This window comes from Sphingomonas sp. HT-1 (genome assembly GCF_048568905.1).
Classification (GTDB): Bacteria; Pseudomonadota; Alphaproteobacteria; order Sphingomonadales; family Sphingomonadaceae; genus Sphingomonas.
The window spans coordinates 2196738-2212133 of record NZ_CP183770.1 but is presented as its reverse complement, the minus strand read 5'-3'; the positions used below and the strand labels follow the sequence as shown (position 1 = coordinate 2212133).

At 65.0% G+C, this 15396-nt stretch carries 12 protein-coding genes; 7 read left to right on the top strand and 5 right to left on the bottom strand.

What is annotated here, in order from left to right; translation table 11 throughout:
* Positions 1–92: 92 nt before the first annotated feature.
* Positions 93–1039, top strand: a protein-coding gene (locus ACNFJ7_RS10205) for an IS630 family transposase (protein ID WP_152997892.1) whose coding sequence is annotated in 2 segments (ribosomal slippage) — positions 93–429 and positions 429–1039 — 948 coding nt in all. Because the reading frame shifts where the segments join, the coding sequence is not laid out codon by codon here.
* 478 nt (positions 1040–1517) lie between these two features.
* Here the strand turns inward: ACNFJ7_RS10205 and ACNFJ7_RS10200 are convergent.
* Entirely contained in the window at positions 1518–2141 is a 624-nt protein-coding gene (locus tag ACNFJ7_RS10200) for a DNA-3-methyladenine glycosylase family protein (RefSeq protein ID WP_019370494.1), read from the bottom strand.
* Positions 2142–2204: 63 nt separating this feature from the next.
* Here ACNFJ7_RS10200 and ACNFJ7_RS10195 point away from each other — a divergent pair, with 63 nt between their 5' ends.
* Positions 2205–2522, top strand: a complete 318-nt coding sequence (locus ACNFJ7_RS10195; RefSeq protein WP_019370493.1) for a 2Fe-2S iron-sulfur cluster-binding protein — start codon at positions 2205–2207, stop codon at positions 2520–2522.
* Positions 2523–2543: 21 nt separating this feature from the next.
* Here ACNFJ7_RS10195 and ACNFJ7_RS10190 read toward each other — a convergent pair whose 3' ends face one another.
* Positions 2544–3386 carry a glycoside hydrolase family 16 protein gene (locus tag ACNFJ7_RS10190; protein ID WP_419724216.1) on the bottom strand — a complete coding sequence of 281 codons (843 nt, stop codon included), beginning with the start codon at positions 3384–3386 and terminating at the stop codon, positions 2544–2546.
* Between the two features lie 50 nt (positions 3387–3436).
* Positions 3437–3973: a translation initiation factor IF-3 gene (gene infC, locus ACNFJ7_RS10185; RefSeq protein ID WP_037513896.1), complete on the bottom strand. Its 537-nt coding sequence runs from the start codon at positions 3971–3973 to the stop codon at positions 3437–3439.
* Positions 3974–4225: 252 nt separating this feature from the next.
* Here infC and ACNFJ7_RS10180 point away from each other — a divergent pair, with 252 nt between their 5' ends.
* Entirely contained in the window at positions 4226–4921 is a 696-nt protein-coding gene (locus ACNFJ7_RS10180) for a hypothetical protein (RefSeq protein ID WP_019370489.1), read from the top strand.
* 49 nt (positions 4922–4970) lie between these two features.
* On the opposite strand, the gene thrS is transcribed toward ACNFJ7_RS10180, so the two are convergent.
* Positions 4971–6962, bottom strand: a complete 1992-nt coding sequence (thrS, locus tag ACNFJ7_RS10175) for a threonine--tRNA ligase (protein ID WP_019370488.1) — start codon at positions 6960–6962, stop codon at positions 4971–4973.
* Between the two features lie 273 nt (positions 6963–7235).
* Here thrS and ACNFJ7_RS10170 point away from each other — a divergent pair, with 273 nt between their 5' ends.
* Entirely contained in the window at positions 7236–8498 is a 1263-nt protein-coding gene (locus tag ACNFJ7_RS10170) for an MFS transporter (RefSeq protein ID WP_019370487.1), read from the top strand.
* Positions 8499–8525: 27 nt separating this feature from the next.
* A complete protein-coding gene (locus ACNFJ7_RS10165; protein WP_050990193.1) occupies positions 8526–9692 on the top strand; it encodes a glycoside hydrolase family 68 protein in 1167 nt (388 codons plus the stop codon).
* On the opposite strand, the gene ACNFJ7_RS10160 is transcribed toward ACNFJ7_RS10165, so the two are convergent.
* Positions 9693–10718: a LacI family DNA-binding transcriptional regulator gene (locus ACNFJ7_RS10160; protein WP_026009296.1), complete on the bottom strand. Its 1026-nt coding sequence runs from the start codon at positions 10716–10718 to the stop codon at positions 9693–9695.
* 154 nt (positions 10719–10872) lie between these two features.
* On the opposite strand from ACNFJ7_RS10160, the gene ACNFJ7_RS10155 reads away from it, so the two are divergent.
* Positions 10873–13422, top strand: coding sequence for a TonB-dependent receptor (locus tag ACNFJ7_RS10155; RefSeq protein WP_019370484.1), 2550 nt, complete (start codon positions 10873–10875; stop codon positions 13420–13422).
* Between the two features lie 69 nt (positions 13423–13491).
* Positions 13492–14988 (top strand): tryptophan halogenase family protein, encoded by a 1497-nt coding sequence (locus ACNFJ7_RS10150; RefSeq protein ID WP_019370483.1) that lies wholly within the window; start codon positions 13492–13494, stop codon positions 14986–14988.
* Positions 14989–15396 lie beyond the last annotated feature (408 nt).

The window sequence follows — 15396 nt, the reverse complement described above, 5'->3', positions numbered from 1 at the left end:
GAGCGGATTTCGACCGCACTGAATCGGTGAGGGATTCCCAAGGAACGCGATTTCTGATTCAGAATGCATGCCGGTGAAGGAGTCCGGCATGGATGGGTCATGCTTTGTCGATGGATTTGCGGGTTCGTCTTCTGGCTGTGATTGACGGCGGGCTGAGCTGTCGGGCTGCAGCCGCCCGGTTTGGGGTTGCGCCGTCGACCGCGATCCGCTGGCACGCCCAGCGGCGGGAAACGGGCAATGTTGCCGCCAAGCCGCAAGGCGGAGACATGCGTTCGCGTCGGGTTGAGGAACGGGCAGCTGACATTCTCGCGCTGTGGGAGGCCCGCAAGGACATCTCGCTGGAAGAGCTTCGCCGAGCCTTAGCCAAGAAGGGTCTGGCAGTCTCCGTCGCAGGGCTGCATCGCTTTTTCGCGCGTCGAGGCATGACGCGCAAAAAAAGACTGGCCATGCTGTCGAGCAAGACCGGCCCGACATCCTGAAACAGCGCCGCGACTGGTTCGACGGCCAGGTCGATCTGGAACCGGAACACCTGGTCTTCATCGACGAGACCTGGACCGCCACCAACATGACCCGCAGCCATGGCCGCTGCGCCAGGGGTGAGCGGCTGCGGATGGGATATCCGCATGGCCATCGCAAAACCACCACGCTGGTTGCCGGCCTGCGCATGACCGGCATGGTCGCGCCGATGGTGCTCGACGGCCCGATCAACGGCGACTGGTTCGAAGCCTATGTGGCGCAGGTCCTTGTGCCCACACTGCGCCCCGGCGACATCGTCATCATGGACAATCTGTCGAGCCACAAGCGACCGGCGGTCCAGCATCGGATCGAGGCGGCAGGCGCAACGCTGCGCTTCCTCCCGCCCTACAGCCCTGACTTCAACCCGATCGAAAAGGCCTTTGCACGCCTCAAGGCCATGCTGCGAAAAGCCGGCGAGCGCACTGTCAGCGGCCTGTGGAACCGCATCGGCGCGCTCGTCGACATCTTCCAGCCCAGCGAATGCGCCAACTACTTCAGTTCCTGCGGATATGATCCAGATTGATCGGAAAACGCTCTAGCCTCGTAGAATTCGGGGCGATCGGGAAGCGTGCGCAGAAAGGCCTGAATGGCAGGCTGACGCGACTTTTGCGCGGTGACGCAGTCGGTAAATTCCGTGAGGAGCAACAGCTTTTCGGTAGGGGTCGGTTCCTCCGACCGAGGTCGCGCTTCCGCGGCGGTGATGGATAGGTGCCCGCAAATTAATGTGAGTACCGCCAGGCCCCGAACGGCTTGCATGATCCCCTCCGTGCATTGCTCTATATCGGGAATATTGTCGCACGGGTGTAATCGCCGCTCAAGCGATTTGTATTTCGTTGCAATCTTTAATCTTCAACTTCTGACAAAGGCGCTTCCGCTTAGGCATCTTGCCTGAGCCCCTTTCCTTCAGGGGCGGGATTAAGGGTGAACTGGCCCCACAGCCACAATGTGTTCATCGTGCCCAACCCCTAATCCTTCCCTGCAGGGCAGCGACTTTCGCGCGTTCAGATCGCGCTCTTTGCCATGCCGTAATGGTGCCATGCGAAGATCGCTGCGGCGCCGCGATGGGGACGCCAAGCTTCGGACCAGGCGCGCGTCTGTTTCTCGCTGGGACGTTCGGGGTGGCCGAGAATGCGTCCGATCTCGATCTGCACGGCCAGATCGCCTGCTGGCCAGATGTCCGGCCGTCCTTCGGCAAACAACAGATAGATCTCCGCCGACCAACGGCCGATGCCCTTGATGCGGGTGAGGGCGGCGATCGCTTCCTCGTCGTCCTGTGGCAACGCGGCCAGGTCCAACGTGCCGCTCGTCACCTCTTCGGCAAGGCTGCGGGCATAGCCGATCTTCTGGCGAGAGAGACCGGCGCCGCGCAAGGTCTCGTCGCTGGCAAGCGCCAGGGCAGCAGGATCTTCCGCCGTGCCCAGTGCCGCCTCCAGCTTGCTCCAAATCGATGCGGCGGCGGCAACGCTTACCTGCTGCCCCACGATCGTGCGCAGCAGCGTGGCGTAACCGGGCGCGCGGATCCGCGGTTCGGGATAGCCGGCGCGTAAGAGTGCTTCCGCGAAGGCCGGCTCGAGGGCCGCCAATGCGTCAATCGACCCCTTCAGCTGTTCAGCGCTCAGGCCCATGCAGTGGCTCCTTGAATTGGCCCCGGTTCGTCGGCATGGACACCACAAACCAAGGAGAAGCAGATGCCCCAGCTTACGGTCGTGACGCGTGATGGAACCGAGCGAACGGTGACCGGCGATGCCGGCCTGAGCCTGATGGAAGTGATTCGAGACAACGGATTCGACGAGCTGCTGGCACTGTGTGGCGGCTGCTGCAGCTGCGCCACCTGCCATGTGCATGTCGATCCGGAATTTGCGGACAAACTGCCCAAGATGAGCATGGACGAAGACGATCTGCTCGACAGCGCCTCCGATCGAGACGCGACGTCACGCCTTTCGTGCCAGGTGCCTTTCACCGAGGCGCTGGATGGCCTGCGCGTGCGGATCGCGGCAGAGGACTGAAGAGCGGCAGGGGCGGGCAGGTTACCGCCCCTTATTCTTCTCCGGCGCCTGCCAGACGCGAACATAGTCGATCTCCATCCGCGACGGGAAGGCGGCAGGATCGACCCCCTGCATCCCACCCCATCCGCCCACTGCCACGTTGAGCAGCAGATATTGCGGTTTGTCGAACGGCCAGGTGGCGGCATCGCCCTTATGGTCGTTGTTAAACCGCATATAGGCATGGCCGTCCACGCCGATCAGAATGCGGTCTTTGTTCCAGTCCAGCTGATAGCTGTGGAAGGCAGTGCAGGCGTCGGCGACCTTGGTGGTCGCGCCCTTCTGCGTATGCTTCGGATGGTTATAGGCGCCGGTATGAATGGTGCCATGCACCGTCTGCGGGTCCCAGCCGACAAACTCCATCACATCGATCTCGCCAAGTTTCGGCCAGCGGGCGTTCTGGTCGGTGCCGAGCATCCAGATTGCCGGCCACATACCTTTGCCGCAAGCGAGCTTGGCGCGGACCTCGACGAAACCATAGGTCCAGCTTGCGATCCCGCGCGTGAACAGGCGGGCGGAGCTATAGTCCTGACCGCCATAATCCGCCTGGCTCGACAGACGCTCGCGTCGCGCCTCCAGGATCAGTCGGCCGTTCTCAACGCGAGCATTTTCCGGGCGGTTCGCTGCATAATATTGCAGCTCTTCGTTGTGCCAGCCTTGGCGGTTCCGTTCGGTATCATAGGCCCAACGCTTCGGATCGGGCATCGTGCCCGAGTCGAATTCATCGGCCCAGACGAGTCGGGCGTTGCTGGGAACCGCGATCGGTTCGTCGGCGGCGGCAGCGCTGGGCGGGGACGCCGCGGTCTGGGCGCGCGCGGAGCCCGGCAAAGCCCAGGCGACGGCCGCCGCCGCCAACAGCGGAAGCGGCCGCCCAACCATCACTTCGGCGAGAGCACCATCAGCATCTGACGGCCTTCCATGCGCGGATAGCTTTCGACCTTAGCCACTTCCGCGGCATCCTGCTGGACGCGCTGGAGCAGTTGCATGCCGAGCTGGCCATGGGAAAGCTCACGACCGCGGAAGCGCAGCGTGACCTTCACCTTGTCACCTTCGCCGATGAACTTGAGGATGTTGCGCATCTTCACGTCGTAATCGTGGTCGTCGATGTTGGGACGCATCTTGATCTCTTTGATCTCCTGCGTCTTTTGAGTCTTGCGTGCGAGATTCGCTTTCTTCTGCGCCTCGTACTTGAACTTGCCCACATCGAGGAACTTGGCGACGGGCGGATCGGCGTTGGGCGACACTTCGACAAGGTCGAGCCCGACCTCGGCAGCCTGCGCCATCGCCTCGCGCGTGTACATCACACCGAGATTTTCGCCATCCTGGTCAATGACGCGAACCTTGGGCGACTGGATGAATTCGTTAAACCGCGGACCGTTGAGCGGCATAGCGGGCGCCATCGGGCGCCGGGTCATGGGAGGACGTATACGACTTGCTCCTGTAGTTGATCAGCGGCCTATATAGACAATTCCACGGCCAGAGAGAAGGTCCAGCCGTGGCGATTTCGCGGCATCGTCATAATTGTTCTTGCCGGCAGCGGGCGACACGGCATTCATCCATTGGCGGAGAAAAAGGCCTGCAAAATCCGTTATATCCCGAGGGCCGCGCCTATAATGGCCAAGGGTGCCGCAGGGGCGCCGACGATGCCAGCGACTTGGGGACGGAAAATGAAGTTGGTAGGGATTGCGGCGGCGCTGGGCGCTGCATTGCTGGCGGCGTCTGTGCCTGCGGCGGCGCAGGAACGCGCATCAGGCGAAGGCAAGGTGAGCATCGGCGTTACCGCCGGCACGCTTGGGGTGGGGCCGGAGATCGGCTACCGGGCGAGTGAGACGGTGGGCGTGCGCGCCAACGGCGGCTTTCTGGGCGTGGACCATGATTTCACCTCGGGCGGTATCGAGTATAACGGCCATGCCAAGCTGTCGTCCGTGGGGGCGATCGTGGATCTCTATCCGTTCGGCGGCGGTTTCCGGATTTCCGGCGGCGTGCGCTACAATGGCAATGAAGGCCGGGTGCGGGCGACGCCCAATGGACCAACGCGGATCGGCAGCCTGATCTTCACTCCGCAGCAGATCGGCACCATCACGGGGCGCGCCGAGGTGCGCGAATTCGCGCCGCAGCTGATGCTCGGTTATGGCGGAAGCATGCGCAAGGGGCTGAGCTTCAACATCGAGGCGGGCGCGCTGTTCCAGGGAGCAGTGCGCATCCGCGACTTCACCTCGAACGGTTCGCTTGCGACCGACCAGACGCTCGCCGGGACAACCTATCGCAACGAACTGGCCAAGCAGCGGCAGGAATTGCAGGACAAGGCGAACGATTATCCGATTTACCCGATCCTGCAGGTGGGGCTGAAGTACCGCTTCTGAAGCGCCCTTCGTCCCCCTCCCATGATTGGGAGGGGGACTTTGCGGCGGGTTAGGCGAGGTCCGGCGCCAGCGCTTCGGCCTTGAGCCGCGCGATCGCTTCGTCCAGAGTCAGCATGGTCTGGCCCTGGCTGCCGAGGACGCGGAGCGCCACGGTGCTTTCCTCGGCCTCACGCTTGCCGACGACCAGCAGGTTGGGCACCTTGGCCAGCGAGTGCTCGCGCACCTTGTAGTTGATCTTCTCGTTGCGCAGGTCGCTCTCGACGCGGATGCCCGCCGCCTGGAGCTTCGCCACAACTTCACGGGCATAGTCGTCGGCGTCGGACACGATCGTCGCTACCACCGCCTGCACCGGCGCGAGCCAGGTCGGCAGCTTGCCGGCGAAATGCTCGATCAGGATGCCGATGAACCGCTCGTACGAGCCGAAGATCGCGCGGTGGAGCATCACCGGCCGGTGGCGCTCGCCATCCTCGCCGACGTAACTCGCATCGAGACGCTCGGGCAGCACCCGGTCCGACTGGATGGTGCCGACCTGCCAGGTGCGGCCGATCGCGTCGGTGAGGTGCCATTCCAGCTTGGGCGCGTAGAAGGCGCCTTCGCCGGGCAGTTCCTCCCAGCCATATTCGGGCGTGGCGAGGCCGGCGGCGACCACCGCGTCGCGCAGCTCGTTCTCAGCCTGGTCCCACATTTCCTCGGTGCCGAAGCGCTTCTCCGGGCGCAGCGCGAGCTTGATCGCATAGCTGAAGCCGAAATGCTTGTAGACGCGGTCGGCCAGCGCGCAGAACGCCTTCACCTCGTCGACGATCTGGTCCTCGCGGCAGAAGATGTGGCCGTCGTCCTGGGTGAACTGGCGGACGCGCATCAGCCCGTGCAGCGCGCCGTGCGGCTCGTTGCGGTGGCAGCAGCCATTCTCGACCAGCCGCATCGGCAGGTCGCGATACGACTTGATCCCCTGCTTGAAGATCAGCACGTGCGCCGGGCAGTTCATCGGCTTGAGTGCCATCCACTGGACGTCGTCCGACACCATCGGGCCTTCGTCCTCGATGTTCGGCGTCTCGTCGGGGATGACGAACATGTTCTGGCGATACTTGCCCCAGTGGCCGGACTGCTCCCACTGGCGCGCGTCCATCACCTGCGGCGTCTTCACTTCCTTGCTGCCCGCGCCGTTGACCGCGCGGCGCATATAATCCTCGAGCACGCGGTAGATGACATAGCCGTTGGGGTGCCAGAACACGGAGCCATGCGCTTCCTGTTGGAGGTGGAACAGGTCCATCTCGGCGCCGAGCTTGCGGTGGTCGCGCTTGGCGGCCTCTTCCAGGCGCGTCAGATGCTCCTGGAGCTGCTTCTTGTTCAGCCAGCCGGTGCCGTAGATGCGGCTGAGCATCGCGTTCTTCTGGTCGCCGCGCCAATAGGCGCCCGACACGCGGGTCAGCTTGAACGCATCCGCCGCGACCTTGCCGGTGGAGGCGAGGTGGGGGCCGCGGCACATGTCGAGCCAGGCGTCCTCGCCCTTGCCGGCGCGATAGACGGTCAGCTCTTCGCCCTCGGGGAGCTCCTTGGCCCATTCGGCCTTGAAGGTTTCCCCCTGCGCCGTCCAGCGCGCGATCAGGTCGGCGCGCGACCAGACTTCGCGGATCAGCGGCTCGTCGCGCGCGATGATGCGGCGCATCTCCTCCTCGATCGCCGGCAGGTCCTCCTCGGTGAAGGGGCGGTCCTTGGGGGCGAAGTCATAGTAGAAGCCGTCGTCCGTCGACGGGCCGAAGGTGATCTGCGTGCCCGGGAACAGGTGCTGCACCGCTTCCGCCAGGATATGCGCATAGTCGTGGCGCACGAGATCGAGCGCGTCGGCCTCGTCCTTGGCGGTGACGAGGGCGAGCTGGGCGTCGCCCTCGAACGGACGGCCGATGTCGCGCAGCTCGCCATCGACGCGCGCGGCGAGCGCCGCCTTGGCGAGGCCGGGCCCGATCGCCGCGGCGATGTCCGCCGGGGTAGTCCCCGGGGCTACCTCGCGGACGGAACCGTCGGGCAGCGTAATGCGGAACATCTCGGACACGGGATAGACCCTTCTTCTTGGGTGTGAAACGGAGCGCGGCTTATGCCCGCGCGGGGGCGATATAGGCAAGCGTTGCGAAAACGGCACCACCACAGGGCCGCAGCGCTCGCATTCGTTTGCCCCAACTTCCTTGTGCAATCGATTGTTGCCCGGAACTGGGAATCGTTCCATAGTGGCCGGGAGGACCAGGCGAAGGGCCGGCGGGAGAGGGCGATGACGAACCTAAGCGGAAAACCGCATTTGCCCTTGTGGCGTATTCTGGAAATGAACCTCGGATTTCTGGGTCTGCAATTCAGCTTCGGGCTGCAGCAGGGCAACATGGCGCCGATTTATTCCTATCTCGGTGCTTCGGAGGCGTCGCTGCCGCTGCTCCAGCTCGCTGGGCCGATGACTGGTCTGCTCGTTCAGCCGATCATCGGTGCGATGAGCGACTGTACAGATAGCCGCTGGGGCCGCCGCACGCCCTATTTCCTTACCGGCGCCGTGCTATGTGCGCTCGGCCTGTTCTTCATGCCGCTCAGCAGTTCGATCTTAATGGCTGTATCGATGTTGTGGATCCTCGATGCCGGCAACAACATCACCATGGAGCCGTATCGCGCCTATGTGTCGGATCGACTCGATCCCAAACAGCATGGGCTGGGGTTCCTGACGCAGAGCGCATTCACCGGATTGGCGCAGATGCTGGCGTTCCTCACGCCATCGCTGCTGGTCTGGGCGGGCATGAACCGCGACTGGGTGGATTCGCACAACATTCCCTACACGGCGCGAGTCGCATTCATGGTCGGCGCGGCGCTTTCGTTCGGCACCATCCTGTGGTCGGTGCTGCGCGTGCCCGAACTGCCGCTTACGCCCGCCGAGCGCGCGCATATCGCCGCGCAGCCCAAGTCGGTTGTGGCGACGCTGCGCGAGATCGGGGACGCCATTCTCCATATGCCGGTCGCCATGCGCAAGCTGGCGCTGATGAGCCTTTTCCAATGGTATGCGATGATGGCGTACTGGACGTACGTCATTCTCGCAGTGGCGCGATCGGTGTACGGTACCGGCGATTCCACCTCGTCGGGATTTCGCGAAGCGGTGCTTACCAATGGTGAGCTCGCGGCCTTCTACAATGCCGTGGCGTTCGTTGCGGCGTTTGCAATGGTGCCGGTTGCGCGGCGGATCGGCGCGGCGCGGCTGCATGCCTTGTGCCTGGTCTGCGCCGGCATTGGCATGTTGTGGCTGCCCCATGTTACCGCCAAGGCTTGGCTGTTCGCGCCGGCGATTGGTCTGGGGCTCGGCTGGGCCAGCATGATGGGCAATCCCTATGTGATCCTCGCCGGATCCATCCCGCCCGAACGTACCGGCGTCTATATGGGCATTTTCAACATGATGATCGTGATCCCGATGCTGTTGTTCACGGTGACGGTGCCGATTTTCTATGGCTCGCTGCTGGGCGGGGATGCCCGCAATGTCCTCAGCCTGTGCGGCGTGCTGATGTTCCTGGCAGCCCTGGCGGTATGGAGCGCCCGCGATCGCAGACCGGCCTGAGCCGCGCACCTTGCTCCAATCCCCGCTATGTTAGACAAGAGGTTTCTCGTGCACCATCTCGCCCTAGCCCCCGAACCCTGCGCCGCATGGACCCGGGAAGCGGTTGCCGGCATTCCCGCTCAGCGCGATGCGGCGCTGCCGGTGCTGGCACCGGGCGGCGCTCCGCTGGTGCCCGACCATGACGTGTGGGACATGTGGCAGATTGCGCATCCGGACGGCAGCACCGTGCGGCGCGGCGGGCGCAGCTGGTGGTTCTTTCTCGCCGCGCCCAGGCTGGACGACCCGGAGGGGCGACACGATGCCGCCCGGATCTGGCTGACCAGCCACGATGCTGATGGCTGGCGCGCGCACGGCCCGGTCTTTGCCCCCGGCTTCACCCCCGGTGCTCGTGAATGGTCCGGCTCGGCGGTGCTGGAGGCGGATGGGAAAACGCTGACGCACTACTTCACTGCTGCCGGCCGATATGGGCAGGCAATCACCTTTGAGCAGCGGCTCTTCGTGTCGCGCGGCCGCTTTCTGGTCGACGGCGGAACGCCGCGGCTAGAGGGGTGGAGCGCGCCCGAGGAGATCGTGGCAGCGGACGGTGCAGTCTATGCCGTGGCCGATGAAGCCGTGGCGGCGCCGCATGGCATCAAGGGCTTCAGAGACCCGGGGTATTTCCGCGACCCGGCTGACGGCGCCGATTATGTGCTGTTCACCGCCAATGCGGGTTGGGCCGAGACACCGGTGAGCGGGGTGATCGGCATAGCGCAGCGGCGAGATGGGGCATGGCAGCTGCAACCGCCGCTGCTGTCGGCAATCGGCGTCAACAGCGAGCTGGAGCGCCCGCACATCGTGCACCGTGGCGGCAAGTACTATCTGTTCTGGAGCACGCAGGCGCGCCGGTTTGCGGCGGACATCGCCGCGCCCACCGGGCTGTATGCGATGGTGGCGGAATCGATGCGGGGTCCGTGGCGACCGGTGAACGGCACCGGGCTGGTTGCGGGCAATCCGGCCGAACGGCCCACCCAGGCTTATTGCTGGTGGGTAACGGGCGAAGGCGAGGTGCTGAGCTTCGTGGACTATCCGGGGCTCGATACGAACGGTGCGGTGACGCTAGCGAGCGCCGAAGGGCGGCGGCGGCACTTCGGCGGCGTGCCGGCGCCGTTCTTCACCCTCGACTTCGCTGGCGATCGGGTGACAATCCGACGCTGATCACGCCGAGTCGCGGACCACCAGCTCGGGCTGCATCACTACCGAGGCGCTGTCTTGCCCCTCGATCCGGGCGAACAGTGCTTCCACCATTGCTTTTGCGCCGCCGGCAATATCCTGCTTGACCGTGGTGAGGCGCGGCACCGTCTGCAGCGCCAGCGGCAGATCGTCATAGCCTACCACGGGCACGTCGCCGGGCACGGCCATCCCCTGATCGGCCAAAACACGCAGCGTCGTCATTGCGATAACATCGGATCCCGCAGCGATGCCGTCGATGCGATCCAGGTGCCGCGCCATGTGGCCGGCGATTTCCTGTTCCATCATGTCGGACGCCAGATGGGTATCCAGCTGCAGCGGTGCCGGCATGCCCGCGGCCTCGGCGGCGGCGCAGATGCCAGCATAGCGTTGGCGGATTTCCGGGGCGCGCAATTCGCCCAGAAACGCGATCCGCCGCACGCCGCGCGCGATCAGATGCTCGCCAGCGAGGCGCCCGCCCACGACGTTTTCGGTGCCGACCGCGCAGTGGATCTGTCCCGGCGCGCTGGTGCCCCAAGCGATGAGCGGGCGATAGCGCTGTGCAACCCGCTCGATCGCCGCCATCTGGTCCGACTGGCCGATCAGCAAGACACCATCGAGCATGCCCGAGTCGACAATACGCTCCAGCCAATCCGCGGCGTCGGGAATGATCCGCGAGAGCATCACGTCATAGCCGTTCTCCGTCAGCGCATCGGCGAGGTGGCCCAGCATTGTCATGAAAAACGGATCGGAAAGATGCTGCCGCCGCTCATGGCCTAGCGGTACGACGATACCGATCACGCCGGTCTTCTGGGTCCGTAATCGGCGCGCCATCTGGTTGGGACGAAAGCCGTGCTCGGCGGCGAGCGCCTGGATGCGCTGGCGGGTTTCGGGGTTCACCAGTGACTTGTCGGCCAGCGCCCGAGAAACGGTGCCGGTCGACACTCCCGCCAGCTGCGCGAGGTCCGCGAGGGTCCGTACGGGACGGCGTGGTGGGGCGGCTTGGTCTGTCACAGAAACACCTCAGTGGCTTGTGCGAGGAGGTTGGGCAAGTCTCCCGATAAACAAACGATTGCAGCAGCCATTGCAATCGATTGTAATTGCGAGTATGGAATGATGCCAAGGGCTCCCGTCAAGAGGGTCCGCCAAGCCGATTGGGAGAGAGTTGATGGCACAGTTCCGTTCGCGTCCGCTGGTTTCGCTGCACGCCGTTGCCTGGCTGATGGCAAGTGCGGGCGCTGCTTCCGCGCAGGATGCTGCCCCGCAGGATGGTGCGCCGCCGGAGGCGGCGACGCAGGCAGGCTTTCTGGACGAGATCGTCGTGACCGCAGTCCCCACCAGCCGCAGCAAGATGCAGAGCTCGGTCTCGGTGACCGATCTTTCCGCCGAGTCGGTGCAGAATCTGGCGCCGCGTTCCGAAGCCGAAGTCTTTCGCTTGATCCCTGGCATCCGCGCCGAATCGACGGCGGGGCCGGGCGGCAATTCGAACATCACCGTGCGCGGCCTGCCGCTGGCGTCCGGCGGCTCGAAATATGTCCAGCTGCAGGAAGACGGCCTGCCGGTCGTCGAGTTCGGCGACATCGCCTTCGGCAACAATGACTATTGGACGCGCTACGACCTGACCGTGGACCGGGTGCAAGCGATTCGCGGCGGTTCCGCTTCCACCTTCGCCAGCCAGGCGCCGGGTGCGGTGATCAACTATGTGTCGAAGACGGGGGATACCGCAGGCGGCGAAATCCGCGCGACCACCGGGCTTGGCTACAATGAAAGCCGGTTGGACTTCAATGTCGGCGGCCCGATCAATTCCACGCTGAAGGCCAATATCGGTGGCTTTTATCGCACCGGCGAGGGCCCGCGCGACCTGCCGTACCGCGCGCTGGAAGGTTATCAGATCAAGGGCAACATCACGCAGAGCTTCGATGCCGATCGCGGCTATCTGCGGCTTTCGTTCAAGGCGCTGGATGATCGCGCCCCGACCTATACCGCGTCCCCCATGCAGGTGCTGGTGGAGGGGAACAAGATCACCGGCTATCGCGCGCTGCCCGGCTTCGATGCACGGTCCGACACCAATTTCTCCAACCTCAACCGCACCTTCACCACGGTCAACCCCGATGGATCGACGAAGCAGGGCGACAATGCGGACGGCATCCATGTGAAGTCGCGCAGCATCGGTGCGCAGTTGCATTGGGGCACTGGTGCGTTCGAGGTCGACAACAAGTTCGCCTATAGCTGGAACAGCGGCACCTTCTCCGCGCCGTTCCTGGGCAGCCTCACCAACGTCACCGGCCTGACGAGCGGTGCCGGGGCGTACAGCATCGCCGCCGGGGGGCGGACCTACACCGCGACGCGCGCCGTTTACGCCAACGGCCCGCGTGCCGGGCAGACGGTGGCCGGATCGGTCGTCGTCAACCAGAACCCCAACCTCTATACCGACATGACCGGCATGGATCATTGGGCCAACGATCTGGGCGTGACCGGCAAGTTCGGGCTGGGCACCGGCCAGGTGACGGCGCGGGCGGGCTGGTATCATTCGCGCCAGCAGATCGCGATGAACTGGCACTGGAACGGCAGCCTGACCGAGGCGGTGCCGGGCGGGGCACTGATCGACCTGCTGAGCGCCGACGGCACCCGGCTGACCGACGCCGGGCTGACCGGCTACAACAACCAATGGGGCGGCACGAGCCGGCAGTACGACCTGCACTACACCACCGACGCGCCCTATCTTTCGCTCAACTATGCCGACGATGCGCTCGACCTCGACGGCAGCGTGCGGTTCGACAACATGAAGGGCGGCGGCACCTTCTATCCCACCGGCGCGCGCACCAGCCGCGACATCAACGGCGACGGCCGGCTGAGCGTGGCCGAGCAGAATGTGTATCTGACCAACTTCGCCGCGGCGCAGCCGATCGACTACAAGATCGATTACACCAGCTGGTCGTTCGGCGGGAACTACCGGTTCACCTCCAGCACCAGCGCGTTCGTCCGCGTCTCGCGCGGCAACCGTGCCAATGCGGACCGGGTGGTTTCGGACTTTGCCGGCGCCTTCACCTCGACCGGCCAACTGACGACGCTGGGCGAGGCCGTGGTGGTGAACCCGGTGACGCAGCAGGAACTGGGCATCAAGCAGCGCGGCCGGCTGGCGGGCGGCAACTACGGCGTGTTCGTCACTGGCTTCCGCAGCCAGGCCACCGAGTATAATTTCGACCTGACCACCCAGCGCCAAACATTCCAGAAGTACAAGACCTGGGGTATCGAGCTGGAGTCGCAATATACCAATGGCGGCTTCTCGCTGCTGGCCAATATAGTCTACACCCATTCGCGTATCGCCGAGGATCTGATCAGCGGCAATGCCGGCAAGACGCCGCGGGCGACGCCGGACCTGATGTACACCATCGCGCCTACCTACGACTTCGGGCTGGCGGCGATCGGATTCACCCTGATCGGCCAGACCGACAGCTATCCGCAGGATGATAACCGCCTGAAGCAGAAGGGCTCGAACGTCGTCAGCGCGTTTGTTCGGGTGCGGCCGGTCGACCGGCTGGAAGTGTCCCTCAACGCCAACAACCTGTTCAACGCCTGGGACCAGGCCGGCCGGCTGGACCAGGGCAGCGTCGCCGAACTGCAGTCGCTCGGCCAACTGTACGGCGTGCCCTACGCGGCCACCAACCGCGTTGGCGTGGGCCGGACCGTGTCGATCTCCGCCGGCTATCGCTTCTGAGCGCTCCTCCCGGAGCCGGCGCGGCGGTACCCCCTACGCCGCCGCGCCGCGATGGGATAGGATGACGGCATGAGCGAGGACCGCCGCATTCGTTCGATCTGCATCGCCGGCGGCGGATCGGCGGGGTGGATGACGGCCGCGGCGCTGGCCAATGCGCTGGGGAGCAGCGTGGCGATCACGCTGGTGGAATCGAGCGCGATCGGCACCGTCGGCGTGGGCGAGGCGACGATCCCGCCGATCCGCCTGTTCAACCGCACGCTCGGAATCGACGAGGCCGAGTTCGTCCGCCGCACCCGCGGATCGTTCAAGCTGGGGATCGAATTCGTCGACTGGGGGCGGATCGGCACACGCTATTTCCACCCATTCGGCCCGTTCGGCCGCGACTTCGACCTGGTGCCGCTCCACCAATACTGGCTCGACGCCCGCGACAAGGGCGGCGCCCCGGCGCTCGACGACTTGTCGATGGCCTGGGCAGCGGCGAAACGAGGCAAGTTCGCCCCGCCGCTCGCCGATCCGCGCAGCGTGGGCTCCACCTTCGACTATGCCTATCACTTCGATGCCGGGCTCTATGCCGCGTTGCTGCGCGACTATGCCGAGGCGCGCGGCGTGGCGCGGATCGATGCGGAAATCGCCGGCGCGGATCGGGACGGCGAGCGCGGCGACCTTACCGCGGTGCGGCTGCAGGACGGCCGGCGTATCGCGGCAGACCTGTTCGTCGACTGCTCGGGCTTTCGCGGCCTGTTGATCGAGGAGGTGCTGGGCACGGGCTATATCGACTGGCGCCACTGGCTGCCCTGCGACCGAGCGGTGGCAGTGCCGTGCGAGCGCGGCGCCTTCACGCCCTATACTCGATCGACGGCGCGGGCGGCGGGGTGGCAATGGCGCATCCCGCTGCAGCACCGCACCGGCAACGGCCATGTCCATTGCAGCGCCTTCATGGGCGAGGACGAGGCGACGGCGATCCTGCTCGCCAATCTGGACGGCGCGCCGCTGGCCGAGCCCCGGACGCTGCGCTTCACCACCGGCCACCGCCAGCGCTTCTGGAGCCACAATGTCGTCGCCATCGGGCTTTCGAGCGGGTTCCTGGAGCCGCTGGAATCGACCAGCCTGCACCTGATCCAGGCCGGCATTTCCAAACTGCTCGCGCTGTTCCCGACGCGCGACATGGATCCGCTGCTGATCGACGAGTTCAACCGCATCTCGATCGCCGAGTTCGAGCGGATCCGCGACTTTCTGATCCTGCACTACAAGCTGACCGAGCGGGAAGATTCGCCCTTGTGGCGCTATTGCGCGACGATGGCGGTGCCGGACACGCTGCAATGGAAGATCGACCATTTCCGCAGCACCGGCCGGCTGGTCGCACGCGAATTCGACCTGTTCGCAGCGCCCTCGTGGCTGGCGGTGCATATCGGGCAAGGCAACTGGCCGACGGGACGCGACGCGCTGCTGGCGGCGCGGGGCATCGACGGGCGGGCGCACCTCGCCAAGCTCGCCGATGCGATGGCGCGGGCGGCGGAAACCATGCCCGACCATGCCGACTATGTGGCGGGGCTGATCGGCGCTTAAGTTTAGGAAGTTTAGGCGTTCGGCGGTTTGTGCGGCCTTGGCGAAGTTTAGGAAGTTTAGGCGCGCGGCGGTTTGTGCGGCCGGGCGAAGTTTAGGAAGTTCACGCGCGCGGCGGCTTGTGCGACCCGGACGAAGTTTAGGAAGTTTAGGCGCTCGCGCGTGCGGGCGCGTTAGCGACGGGTTGGGGTCTCGCGCGGTCAAAGAGCGTCGGCGTTGCGCCGTTTCGGGCAAGATTGGGAGCGCCCATGGGTTCGGCAAGAGGCGAGCCGCGTCGACGGGCTCGCGGCCATCCCCCTAACCCTTCCGCCGCTTCGCGGCTCCCTCCCTCTCCCGCAAGGGGGAGAGGGAGCAGATGCGCCCTACCTCGCTCTTCTCCTTGTGGGAGAGGGAGGGAGGCCGTCGCGGCAG

Bases quoted from the DNA above. Each gene is read 5' to 3' on its own strand.
- ACNFJ7_RS10200 (WP_019370494.1), bottom strand. From the start codon at position 2,141: ATGGGCCTGAGCGCTGAACAGCTGAAGGGGTCGATTGACGCATTGGCG.
- ACNFJ7_RS10195 (WP_019370493.1), top strand. From the start codon at position 2,205: ATGCCCCAGCTTACGGTCGTGACGCGTGATGGAACCGAGCGAACGGTG.
- infC (WP_037513896.1), bottom strand. From the start codon at position 3,973: ATGACCCGGCGCCCGATGGCGCCCGCTATGCCGCTCAACGGTCCGCGG.
- ACNFJ7_RS10180 (WP_019370489.1), top strand. From the start codon at position 4,226: ATGAAGTTGGTAGGGATTGCGGCGGCGCTGGGCGCTGCATTGCTGGCG.
- thrS (WP_019370488.1), bottom strand. From the start codon at position 6,962: ATGTTCCGCATTACGCTGCCCGACGGTTCCGTCCGCGAGGTAGCCCCG.
- ACNFJ7_RS10170 (WP_019370487.1), top strand. From the start codon at position 7,236: ATGAACCTCGGATTTCTGGGTCTGCAATTCAGCTTCGGGCTGCAGCAG.
- ACNFJ7_RS10165 (WP_050990193.1), top strand. From the start codon at position 8,526: ATGTTAGACAAGAGGTTTCTCGTGCACCATCTCGCCCTAGCCCCCGAA.
- ACNFJ7_RS10155 (WP_019370484.1), top strand. From the start codon at position 10,873: ATGGCACAGTTCCGTTCGCGTCCGCTGGTTTCGCTGCACGCCGTTGCC.
- ACNFJ7_RS10150 (WP_019370483.1), top strand. From the start codon at position 13,492: ATGAGCGAGGACCGCCGCATTCGTTCGATCTGCATCGCCGGCGGCGGA.